This is a genomic window from Komarekiella delphini-convector SJRDD-AB1 (assembly GCF_014831675.1).
GTDB lineage: Bacteria > Cyanobacteriota > Cyanobacteriia > Cyanobacteriales > Nostocaceae > Komarekiella.
On sequence record NZ_VJXY01000032.1, the window covers coordinates 25,027 to 37,416 of the forward strand.

Genomic DNA, 12,390 nt, shown 5'->3' on the forward strand with positions numbered 1-12,390 from the left:
CTCAGTGCTCTCTGAAGCTGATAAGCTGAAAGCTGATATCTGAGAAGCTCAACAACAATGGAATGGCACGTAACTGATGCTCAAAGTTTAGCAATCATTGATAGTGAAATTGGTGATCATGTCTTTTCACCCGCAGAGTATGAGATTGTCCGGCGTGTGGTGTATGCCACAGCCGACTTTGAGTATAAGTCTTTGATTCGCTTTTCTGAGCGTGCCTTGCAAGCTGGTGCAGCAGCCTTAGCGGCGCGTACCACGATTGTGGTAGATGTACCGATGGTACAAGTAGGTATTGCATACGATATTCAAAATACCTTCGCCAATCCTGTGTATTGCAGCATGGAAGCTTTGACGCGTCCCCAAAAAGAAAAAACTCGTACAGCGTGGGGAATAGAAACCCTCGCTAAGCGTTATCCAGAGGGCATTTTTGTGGTAGGTCAAGCACAGACAGCACTGACAGCATTGGTTGATTTAATTGAAGCTGAGGAAATTAGACCCGCTTTGATAATTGCTACTCCAGTGGGATTTGTGAATGTGGATGCTGCTAAGACGTGCTTACAAGACTCTCTAGTACCTCACATTACAATAGACAGTCGCAAAGGTAATGCAGTTGTAGCAGCTGCAATTCTTGATGGATTGGTAGACTTGGCTTGGCAAGCCTACGGACAAGATGGAAATGGGAGGAATTGAAAAAGCAAGTAAGCGAACAGTGAAGAATTAATATCCATAATCTCCTTCGTTCCCCTGCTCCTCTGCCTCCCTGTCCCGCATTGGGGGTTCCTGCCGTAGACCTCTGCCCCTCTGCTCCTCTGAGCGGCGACGCCGACGCGGCCTTTCCTGCTGGTCTTCACGCAAGCGGCGACCGACTTCATTAAAGAAATCTCTTCGTAGATAAGGATAATCGCTGACCCAGAGGTTGCGATTGGGAAAGTATATATCGCTGAATTCTTCAATACTGCTCAAATCTGCGCGATTTGACATTAATACCATTTCTGCAACTTGACCGCGAGCAATGGCTTTGTGGGCAGGACGCAGTGGTGCGGTAAACTCAATGCTAAATCCTGTGTCATCACCTATCTCTAAGTTAATCTGTTTTTCTCGGTTTTCGACAATCACCAATTCGCCTTTGCTATTGACGGTTTCCTGTTTACCAATTAACTGGTCTGTAATCCACCAATCCAGTACTCGCCCACGGAAAAAGCCGCTGTACTTGTAACGGCGACATTGTGAATTCCGCATACTTGCCTGAAATACTGGATACCACAGCCAAAAAAAAGCGCTAATTACCCCCAACACAAATACTATTGAACCAAACTCAAGCCCAAACAAGGCTTTCACAAGTAGAATCACAACTACAGCAACTACAGAAATTAATAGCCGTTGCAAAAAATTTGAAAACTTCCCCCAGTAGTACTTGTACTGTAAACCAGTGGCAATGAGGGGGACGAGTTGTTCAAATTTCTGGCGAGTCAGTGGAACAAGCATGAGTGCTAAGGTTTAGAGTATCTTTTCTAATCCATATACTAACGACTTTAGCGCCAAGACTTTGCGAATCGCCAATAGTACTCCTGGCATATAGCAAGCGCGATCGCTCGTGTCATGTCGTAAAGTATAAATCTGACCTGCTGCGCCAAAAATCACTTCTTGATGGGCAACCAACCCCGGCAAGCGCACGCTGTGAATCCGAATGCCTTCGTCTGCCTGACTACCCCTGGCTCCTGGCAACTTCTCCGTTTCTTCCACAAGAGCCGGGTTAAAAGTTTTACCCAATTCTCCTAATAACTGTGCTGTTTGAATCGCCGTACCACTGGGAGCATCAGCTTTTTGATTATGATGCAGTTCAATAATTTCCACGTGGTCAAAATATTGGGAGGCTGCAATTGCTGCTTGTTGCAACAACACCATACCAATAGAGAAGTTAGGAATAATCAGGCATCCAGTACTAGCTTTATCGGCAAAGTCTGCCAAATCTTGAATTTGTTCGGGACTTAACCCCGTAGTGCCAACTACCGGACGAATCCCGTAGGCGATCGCACTACGAATATTGTCATAAACTGCATCAGGATGGGTAAAGTCTACAATTACCCCCGGAGGCGACTGTCTATCGCCAGCCACATACCCTAACATCGGTTCTAATTGATTGGTAATCGGCACTTCCAGCGGTTCGCTTAAACCAGCCAGTTCTCCAGCATCTTTATCTTGATGTTCCAGACTGTGGTCAATTGCACCCACTAGGTTCAAGTCAGGCGCTTGCGCCACCGCTTTAACCACCTCACGGCCCATCTTACCAGCAGCACCGTTGACAATAACTGGGATAGGAGCTTGATTCGTCATAGGTCGAGAAATACTTTTTGAGTCAACAAGGGAATTGTAGAGACTTTGGTGATCTAGTGGCTAGCTCCTCAAATTTCTGGTTCAATTCCGGCTGCTCTTAGTTGTGCAGCTAATCGTGCAGTTTTTTCCACTCCCCAAAGCAAGAGTTTGCCATTTTCATCCCACCACCTAAGCCAGTAACCTATTCTATTTTCCCTGTTTCCTTGCCACACTCCTAAAAATAACCCCATTTCGGCAATCCAATAAAGATGATTATTATCACAACTCCTGAGTTGATATTGCCCGGAACCATCCAACTGATAAACCTCTAAATCTCCTATTTTTGGCTCGAAAATTACATAATTGGGAACCTGGAGAACTTGTTCATAAAAAAACCACTTACCAGGAGGATAGGTAGGTTTGCTGGAATACTCGCCCCCTTCTGTATCAAAGAGAAATTCCATCACGATAGTAGGAATTTCACCTTGTAGTTGAGGAGTATAACTGCGTATCACTTCTTCGCTAGGAACTGTAATTACTGGTATATAAGCCCAATCTGGAGCTTTAATAATAAACTTTCGATTTAATGTTGCACATATACCATAGTTAGTGGTGGTTAACGCATTTGTTGGTAGCTTTCCAGCAATTTCTAAGCTTTCAGTTAACGCAGCAGCCAATGATGGCTGATTGATATTGTCCACTGGCTGATCATCCAATACAAAGTCATCTGGTAGCTTTTCCCAGGTTATTTCGTAATGTGGTGTAATGGCTAACATAGTTTGCTTTACTAGTTGAGTTTTTCATGCTTGGTGGTAAACTGCTCAAACACTGGCGACCACACATCATCAACCACTAATTCCCAGCCAGGGAGTAAGTCTGGGAGAGTCAGCACGTCACTGTTCTGCAATGTCACTTTTTCACCAGGACGGTAGACCTCTATAATTCTAGTTCTGGGGTCAATCAAAATTCCGATTTTAGTACGCAGGCTGATAAACTCCTGAATCTTCTGGCAGAGTTTATCGAGAGAATCAGTCTTAGATTTAACTTCGACCACTAAGTCAGGAACTAATTCTGCATAGTCTTCGGTGCAACGTTTAAGCCTATCTGCCTGAACAAATTATACATCAGGAGCGCGTAAGTTTGTGTTAGGCAGTCTAAAGCCAGCGCTGGAACCAGCTACATGTCCAAGTTTGCGCGGTCTAACCCAGTTACCCAAAAGTCGGGCAAACTCAGTTCCTACTTCTTCAGACTCATAACCTGATGGACTCATGACAACTATGTTTCCGTCAACCAATTCCATGCGATAGTCAGGATAAGCTGCCTGCATTTTCTCCAGGTCTTTGACACTTAGGGACATAAGACCTCCTGAAACATCTAAATCTATATTGGCATTTCTAGTAAAAGTCTAAAAGCCAAGGTAAGCTGTAGGCTACCCTGAGCAAAGGTATCTAAATTTATAACCTAGTAGCGTGACACACCTAAATTGTTGCAAAAAAATTGTAGGTTGGGTTTCCTGAAGTCAACCCAATATCGATAAGGGTGTTGGGTTGAGAGACGCGAAACCCAACCTATGTCTAATGTACAACTTTAGACTTGCGACGCTAGTAATTCGCGCAAGCAAACTACTAGTGTTATGGACGAAACAATTTTAAAGCGGTGGAGCTGGAAGCGGCTTCGCGGGGGCTGACAGCGGGTCTATGCCACCTGACCCTACTTTAAACTGACTCATCATGTCGTGGTCTTCGTGAACCATATTGTGGCAGTGGTACATATACTTTCCTATATTGGGTCTAAACTTGCCAATCACCCTTACTGTTTCGTTTTCACCAACGTAAAAGACATCTTTCAAACCACGCTCATAGGGCAAAGGCGGTTGACCATTACGGTCGAGGATTTGAGCATCAATGAGGTGAAGATGAACCGGATGAAACCACAAACCTGAGTTGTTGTGCAGTCTCCAAATTTCCACTTCTTCGAGTTGGGGATTAGCATCAACTCGGTTTCGGTTCCATCCATTACCGTTGATCACCCACAATCGATTATTCTGCTGGAATGTGAAGTCGCGCGATCGCACAGCTGAAGATTCTGGTAAGAATTGAATATTGCGTAGTGTGCTAGGAATAGAGCTATCATCGCTCTCTTGACGCACCACATCAAAGCGCATGATCTTATCTGTATTGCCAAAATTATCGTTATTAGCAGGCCCAAGATTTTGCAGTACTATCTGAGTCCCTAGAGAATACTTAGAAAAATCAATGAGCAACTCATAGCGCTCTGCCATCCCGATACGCATATCTTTAGTACTCACTGGTGCAGACAGCAACCCAGCATCAGTACCAATCACAGTCAAATTATCGCCCGTACTTAGAGCAAGTTTGTAAGAGCGGGAAACTGATGCATTTAAAATGCGGAAGCGATACTTGCGGTTTGCTACCTCCATGCGAGGCCAAGGAACGCCATTGACTGTAATCACATCGCCCATCAGACCGTGTTGAGCTTGATCATCAAAAACTTGTGAACCATCAGACGCGAATTTCTTATCGTGAATAATTAACGGGATATCATAATTATCTTTGGGAAGTGGCAGACTAAGCTCATTTTCATCTTGGACAATATACATCCCAGCCATCCCCATGTACACGTTTAGAGAAGTCTTACCGAGCGCGTGGTCGTGGTACCACAAAGTAGCGGCGGTGTTGTTGGGATATATGTAGTCTTTGTAGTACCTGTGAGGAATTAAATCTTCAGCGTAGCCATCGTACTGGGGTTGCGATGCCATTCCATGCAGGTGAACCGACATGGGTTTACCAATATTATTTATATACCGTACAATTGATTGCCGATTTCTACGTTGTTTAATTGTGGGGCCCGGAAATATACCGTTGTAGCCCCAAATCTCGGTATTTAGACCTGGCAGAATTTCGACAGTAGCCCTTTGCATCGTCAGCCTGTAATAATCCGTTGTTGCATCGCTACGTACAGGACTCAACACTGGCGGCTTACGGAAGAAAAGTGTAAACGGCTCGACTCTCTCATCGGTTCTCTGAGCATATCCGCGATGCTGAAGTACTACTGGTAGCAAAACACACCCACCTGCAAACGCTGCTAATTTCAGCGCTTCACGTCTGCTAATTCTCTTCATAGTATTATTCTCTATCTAAAAAATTATGTAAATCTGGCTTGTTTAATAGTAGGCAAAAAATTATTCCTGCACATTATGTCAGCTAAAAAAACTATTCCAGCAAAGGTTTTAGCTATTTTTCTTCTTGTGACAGCTTTGCTATATCTACCTAAATAAATTATTTCAAAAAATATATAACGGAACGCTAAACTTTGTTTAAGTAATAGTTATAAATGTTAATTACTGACATTAAAATTAAGTACAAAAAATTTTATTAATAGTTATATTTTTATCTTGATTTTTATTTGCTTATTATAGTCATTGTAACACTATGCGCTTAAAAGCTTTGGTAAATATGTAAATGTTATTTACCTCGTATAAGCGTAATTATTAACCTCTTAAGTATGAGGTATTTACTTATACCCTTAAAGCAAGTTTACGTTTTATTACCAAGCCGCAACTGATGAAAATTGCTGTAAAAATGCCTAGTGATTCTAATAGATGACCCGACTTATGTTTGTATGAGATGAAGGGAATAGAAAATGGGAATGGGAGAAAAGAAGAAAAGGAAGAATTGCTTTATCTTTTCCTAATAGTTAATATCTGATGCTCAATTTTTAATCTAAAATCTAAAATATAAAATTATACCAATTAAAAAAAAGAATGTGACAGATAGACCATGTAGAGAGGTTGCATTACAACGTTTCTAGCAAAGGATTTTTTGCAATCATTAATTGAATCGGTATAAAGAAGACTGAGAAAGGGTTTTAGTCCACAAAGCGTGGAGTTGGGCTATGAAGCCCAGAATTTGAATCGTAGGCAGACTATGGGTTTGACGACAATTTGACAGTAGCAAAAATGTGGGAATGACAAAGCTGGAAAGCACGGAGCTTTCAACTCGCTTTTCGGTAATAATTATGAATTATTTTGACTCTTTCCCATCAACGTTGCAATGATTTTGATCAGCGCTTCTGGTTCAATTGGCTTTGCTACATGCTGTTGAAATCCCGCTGCCAATGCTTGCTGCTGATTAAAATCTCCGGCGTAGGCAGTCAGGGCGATCGCGGGAATTTGCCCACCTTGTTCTGGCGGTAATGCTCTAATTTGTTGCATTAGCATATAGCCATCCATATTGGGCATTCCAATATCACTGAGCAATACATCGGGCTGATATTGTATTAATGTTGCAAATCCTTCGTCTGCGGTCGTGGCAGTTATTACCCTCGCTCCCGCCTGCTCCAGGACAAACGCCACAAACTCGCGGGAATCCATTTCATCATCAATGACTAAAACTTGAATTTCATTCAAATCAAGCGATGGCTCAGAAGCAGAATGATCGAGGTTAATGGCGGTAGGGACGGGAATCAACGGCAGTTTTACGGTAAAGGTTGCTCCTAACCCTTCACCAGGACTGTCTGCCTGAACTGTGCCACCGTGCAGTTCAACCAAATGACGGACGATCGCTAGACCTAATCCTAATCCCCCAAACTTGCGCGTCGTCGTGCCATCCTGCTGCCGGAAATAGTCAAACACAAATGGTAGAAAGTCAGGATGAATACCCTTGCCGGTGTCGCTAACGGTAATCTGAGCCTGGTTGCCCACCTGCTCTAAGCGTACCGCCACTCGCCCACCAGCGGCAGTAAATTTGACCGCGTTGGAAAGCAGATTCCAGAACACTTGCTGTAAACGAGTTGCATCGCCGGAAACCTGGCCAATTTCCGGGTCAAGGGTTGCTTCTACTGTAATGGACTTGGCTTCTGCTGCCAGATGCACCGTTTCGATCGCGGCTTTAATCGTCGCGGCTGGATTGACTGGACTTACATTTAGGCTAAGTTTACCTTGTAGAATGCGGGAAACATTTAGCAAATCTTCAATCAGTTCGGATTGTAATTTAGCGTTCCGTTCAATGGTGGCAAGCCCTTGAGCGGTCTTGGTTTTGTCCAGCTTGCCGTTTTGGAGAAGTTTTGACCAACCTAGAATCGGGTTCAGGGGCGATCGCAACTCATGTGAAAGTACTGCTAAAAACTCATCCTTGATGCGATTTGCCTGTCTTAACTGCTTTGCTTGCTGCTGGAGTGAAGCCGTCAGGTTTGCCCGTTCCAGAGCGATCGCGATCTGATCGCAAGTAGATTGCAACAGTTCAATTTCTGCTGGCGTGAAATCTGTCCGGGTGCGGCTGGCAAATGAGAGTGTGCCCAGTAACCGCCCTTGAGCAATCAGCGGTTGACCTGCATAAGCTGTAATGCCCATTGCACAAACGGCTTGAGCATTGGGATGGGGAGAGAGTTGGGCTTGACTGAGGACAATTTGCTGCCGCGATTGTGCTACTAATCCACAGAGATATTCACCAAAGTTGATCCACTTGATCGCCTGTGCTGCTTCCTCAGAAAGACCCTCATGGTTAACCAGATGTAGCATCTGCTGGCTGTCTTTTTCTTCCACCATAAAGTTGTAATAACAGTGCAACTCTAGTTGAGCGGAGAGCTTGCTGAATAGATTGTGCATCAGCGCGAGAGGCTGGTCTGTCGAAAGGAGATCGCGGGTGGCTTCATAAAGCAATTGCAGCCGCTCACCTGCCTGCCGTTGTGCGGTCTTGTCCTGTAAAATTTTGACAAATCCCTGCGGATGATCGGCTTCATCGAGCAGGGGCATCATCAACCCACTCGCCCAAAAGCGGCTCCCATCCTTACGGACATGCCAGCGTTCGTTTTCTGCCCGTCCTTGCGTCAGAGCAGTTTGCATTTCCCAATCGGGTCGTCCCTGTTCGTTATCTTCCGGTGTGAAGATCATTCGACCGGGGCAGCCGATCGCTTCGGCTTCTGTGTAGCCCAGAAGTCTCTCTGCGCCAGAATTCCAACTCGCAATGATGCCGTTAAAATCGAGGGTAAAGATCGCGTAATCTTTTGCACTCTCAAAAATCAGACGGAGCCGGGATTCATTCTGGGACAGGGCAAAGTTCGAGCGATCGCGCTCAAACACGATGCTAGCAACTTTGGTGCCAAACTCAGCCAGTTGGTATTCCCAATCGGTCGGCAGCCGAGCCTCGTTGAAGCACAGCATCAGCGATCCCAAGGGCAGATTATCGATGCCCAGCACGGGCGCAGAATAACATGCCCGAATGCCCTGAGCCACGCATAATTCTCGCCATTCTGGCGACCAGCGATCATCATTGGCAATGTCAGCGCAGGTCATGGGCTGACCGCGATACACTGCCTCGCCGCAGGTGCCGATGCACAGGTCATTAATCGGGGCATCTTTAAGCCCTTGACCAAAGGACGGCGGAAAGTCTGGGGTAATGGATCTCTTAAACCTCTGCCGTTGAGCATCAGTGAGCAAGAAGCAGGCGCGTGTGCCCGGATTTAGCCTGGACACTGAGTCACACAAAGCTGAGAGACATTCGTCCAAAGGTTGCCCCGATGCAGTCAACTCTAGCACTCGCTTCTGCTCGACCATTAGGAGTTCTGCCTGCTTGCGATGGGTGATGTCTTGCTGCACGGTCACAAAATAGGTGTTGCCCTCAATGTTCAAGGTAGAAACATAGGCTGCGGTGAGGAAGGAAGTGCCGTCTTTCTTGCGATTCCGCACTTCCCCAGACCAAACTTGCTCCTGTTGTAATGTGGTAATTACCTCGTTGACAAACTGTCGATTCTCATCTGGAGGCAAGTCATTCAGCACTACTGCCGGTTGACCCAGAAGTTCGCCCCGTTCATAGCCGAACATAGTATCGAATGCCGCATTGGTGAACTGAATGATGCCTGTCGCATCCATCCTAACTACGCTTTCAGTCATGCTTTCCAGCACCCGTGCTTGAATTCGCAGCGCTTCATCTGTCCGCTGACGCTCGCTGATGTCTTGGAAGATCAGTATAATTTCCTTGACGCGGCCACGCTCGTCATAAACCGGGGCAGCCGAGATACTAACGCCGATCCTGGAACAATCCAACTTACAGCGATAGGTTTCTACCCCAAAAAATGTCTCTCCCTTGGCAAGTGCCTCTCGCAGCCGGAGACATTCTTCCAGCTTGTCTGTTGGGACAATGGGGATGGGTTGTCCCAGCACTTCTGCTTCACTCCAGCCGAACAACCGCACCGCCGCAGGATTCCAGAGCCGGACTGTGCCATCCGGTTCAATGAGTGCGATCGCTAAAGGAGACGATTCAATTAACGTTTTCAGGGTTTGATGTGTTTGCTGTAGCTCCTGCTCTGCCCGTTGCCGTTCGCGGCGTTCTTGAGTTTCTCGCAATGCCCGTTGCACCGATGGCACTAGCCGCCCTAGCCGTTGCTTCAGCACATAATCTGTGGCTCCATTTTTGAGCGTTTCGATCGCCAATTCCTCGCCCAAACTACCGGAGACAAAAATAAATGGCACATCAGGACAAAGCTTGCGGGCAATTTCCAGCGCCGAGATGCCATCAAAATCAGGCAGCGCATAATCTGCCAAAATCAAGTCAAATTGATGAATTTCTAGCGCCGTCACAAACTTAGTGCGAGTTTCTACCCTCATCAGTTTGTAGTCGATGTTGCCATTTGATAGTGCGACTTGAACGATTTCTGCATCCAGTGGGTTATCTTCGAGCAAGAGAAACTGGAGTGATGCCATTATAGTGCCTGCTGTTTCGGTAGCGAAAAGTAGAACGTTGCGCCGCGATCAATTTCGCCTTCAGCCCAAGTGTAACCGCCATGCCGATGAATGATGCGCTGGACATTGGTAAGTCCTACCCCTGTTCCGGCAAACTCCTCTTGGGGATGCAGGCGTTGAAAAACTTGGAACGGTCGCTCGCGGTCTTTTATGTCGAACCCCGCCCCATTGTCTTGCACAAATAATACCACTTCATCAGAAGTCGGCGCTGCCGATGGTAATTTCGGCTTGTGAGCGATCGCAGGTGTATATAAGTTTGAGTCAAGCTTTTTCTGAAGCAGTTTACCAAAGCTATAGATGCAGCCCAAGGGCGATCGCAAGTCATGAGACATCGTAAAGGAAAATGCCTCCAGTTCTTGGTTGATGGCTTTGAGTTGAACTATGCGCTGTTTGACTCGCTGTTCTCAAGTCTCGTTCAGTTCACGCAGTGCTATTCGGCCTGTTTACGTACAGTATCACCCTGCAAATAAACGAACAATCCTTCTTCAGAAGTGTAAATATGGGTTTCCAGCCAAGTGTTAAGCATTGGTGTCAACTTAACGTGAAAATTATTTCCCGCAAGGAACTGAAGTTCCTTGCTAATAGTAAAAGTCATCTGAAGATGACTAAAAATATCCCCAAAAATCTTTAGTCTACTTCAGTAGACTTTAGCTTTTAGCCTGGAACTTTAGTTCCAGGCGGGTGACTATTTAAAACTCAGTATTCAACAAAAAAAGAGCCAGAAAATTAATTTTCTGACTCTTAGTTGGAGACAAAAGAATCATCAAATCAAGGCTGATGGTAACAACTAGATTCTCCCTAAGTTATGTAGCCCTAAAATAATGCCCGTTCCTAAGATATGACCAAAGGCGGTTGTTGCTAATAATGCAGGTACACCAAACCCACCAAGTGGATTGGGTAAGGGTAGGGCTGGTTCTGCATTAGGATACTTGATTGTGGATTTGCCAAAGGCAATAGCAGCGAGATTCGCTAGAATCATGATTATCCCAACTGTAGGACTCCATGATAGGGGTGTGGTTGCAGCAGCTAGTAAGGTCGAAGTTAACACCTGATTTGCTCCTGAAATTTATTAATGATTGAAAATATAATCTGAATATTTCAGAGCTTAATTCCAGAAAACTCCTAATTTTGCATTAATATTTAACAGTTATTCTAACTACTTAATACAACTAGCCTCCTACTCTAGCTTTTTCGCTGCTAGAGACTAATTGAGTCTTGCTTGCGATCGCCCATATAGTCCATCCTGAAAAAAGATGGGGGCAAAACCTTCATCAAGCGAGTTGGAGACTTGGACGCGTTAAAATAGAGAGTAGTGGGTAAACAGCCTCATTAATAGCAAATCTAAACATCAATTATCTGAGAAACGCTATAGTATATTTTTTTCAGATAATAAGAGTCATCGTATTAATTATTAGATAAGTTTAGAGCACTCAGACGCTTATGTAACTGCGTTAAGTCTATGCTGAACTGATTGGAGCTTTTATGTAATTGCAGCAAAGGATGGCTAAGAAAAGAACTAAGTTTTTATAATTGTACCGATTCAAAATCATAACTGATATTTATGCGATCGCATTAATTATCTAAATTTGACAATTTATAGCCAATAACTACTGTTATGGTTAGCTTAGATGCCAAAGTAAACTGAAAGCGCGATCGCTTTAAAGATAATTTACACTCAAAGTGATAACGATTAATTGCAGCTTCTGTTATGTCCTCAACTCTAGATTCTTTGCCACCTGCACTCACTAAAATTGTCCAGCGCTTTCAACGCGCTTCCGAACCTAAGCGACGCTATGAACAGCTAATCTGGTATGCTCAGAAGCTCAATGAGTTTCCAGAATCGGATAAAATACCCGAAAACAAAGTCCCTGGTTGCGTTTCTCAAGTTTATGTCACAGCATCTCTTGATGATGGCAAAGTTGCCTTTCAGGGCGATTCTGATTCCCAATTAACTAAAGGATTAGTCGGGCTGTTGGTTGAAGGATTGAATGGATTAACGCCAACTGAAATTGTCCAACTAACTCCAGATTTTATTCAAGCAACAGGTTTAAATGTCAGCCTAACACCTTCCCGCGCCAATGGATTTTACAATATTTTTAAAACTATGCAAAAAAAGGCGTTGGAATGTAAGTTAGATCTGCCAAACTAAACTTATTTCGTTAGGACTATCATTGGTCATTATAGCGTTTCTTAATCGGCTGAGGTACAATTTTCTTGGTGTTTATCCGTGTTCACACCGAAGTTGATCTCGGCAGAAGCCGCCGCTCCGACTTCTCTGTGTGGTTAATTATTTCTTCTTGTACTTCACTCAAGTGAGAACC

General features: G+C 44.7%; 9 protein-coding genes and 1 pseudogene. 2 read left to right on the forward strand and 8 right to left on the reverse strand.

The window, feature by feature from the left end:
- Positions 1-57 precede the first annotated feature (57 nt).
- Positions 58-687, forward strand: a complete 630-nt coding sequence (locus FNW02_RS24260) for a precorrin-8X methylmutase (RefSeq protein ID WP_191760049.1) — start codon at positions 58-60, stop codon at positions 685-687.
- Positions 688-714: 27 nt separating this feature from the next.
- Here FNW02_RS24260 and FNW02_RS24265 read toward each other — a convergent pair whose 3' ends face one another.
- From FNW02_RS24265 to psaK, 8 genes and pseudogenes are all read right to left on the reverse strand, one after another.
- Complete coding sequence (locus FNW02_RS24265; protein WP_225225871.1) at positions 715-1,482, reverse strand: phosphate ABC transporter permease; 768 nt, start codon at positions 1,480-1,482, stop codon at positions 715-717.
- 12 nt (positions 1,483-1,494) lie between these two features.
- The gene (gene dapB / locus FNW02_RS24270) at positions 1,495-2,331 is read right to left on the reverse strand and encodes a 4-hydroxy-tetrahydrodipicolinate reductase (RefSeq protein WP_191760050.1); all 837 of its coding nucleotides are present in this window, start codon (positions 2,329-2,331) and stop codon (positions 1,495-1,497) included.
- Between the two features lie 68 nt (positions 2,332-2,399).
- Positions 2,400-3,086: a Uma2 family endonuclease gene (locus FNW02_RS24275; RefSeq protein ID WP_191760051.1), complete on the reverse strand. Its 687-nt coding sequence runs from the start codon at positions 3,084-3,086 to the stop codon at positions 2,400-2,402.
- A gap of 11 nt (positions 3,087-3,097) precedes the next feature.
- A pseudogene (locus tag FNW02_RS24280) lies at positions 3,098-3,667 on the reverse strand (Uma2 family endonuclease).
- A 291-nt stretch (positions 3,668-3,958) separates the two neighbouring features.
- On the reverse strand, positions 3,959-5,452 hold the full coding sequence (locus FNW02_RS24285; protein WP_191760052.1) for a multicopper oxidase family protein: 1,494 nt from the start codon (positions 5,450-5,452) through the stop codon (positions 3,959-3,961).
- 894 nt (positions 5,453-6,346) lie between these two features.
- Positions 6,347-10,030, reverse strand: a complete 3,684-nt coding sequence (locus tag FNW02_RS24290) for a PAS domain S-box protein (protein ID WP_191760053.1) — start codon at positions 10,028-10,030, stop codon at positions 6,347-6,349.
- On the reverse strand, positions 10,030-10,401 hold the full coding sequence (locus FNW02_RS24295; protein WP_191760054.1) for a sensor histidine kinase: 372 nt from the start codon (positions 10,399-10,401) through the stop codon (positions 10,030-10,032). The genes FNW02_RS24290 and FNW02_RS24295 overlap by 1 nt, the downstream gene beginning before the upstream one ends.
- A gap of 455 nt (positions 10,402-10,856) precedes the next feature.
- Entirely contained in the window at positions 10,857-11,117 is a 261-nt protein-coding gene (psaK, locus tag FNW02_RS24300; RefSeq protein WP_191760055.1) for a photosystem I reaction center subunit PsaK, read from the reverse strand.
- Positions 11,118-11,777: 660 nt separating this feature from the next.
- Here psaK and FNW02_RS24305 point away from each other — a divergent pair.
- Positions 11,778-12,218, forward strand: a complete 441-nt coding sequence (locus FNW02_RS24305; RefSeq protein WP_191760056.1) for a SufE family protein — start codon at positions 11,778-11,780, stop codon at positions 12,216-12,218.
- Positions 12,219-12,390 lie beyond the last annotated feature (172 nt).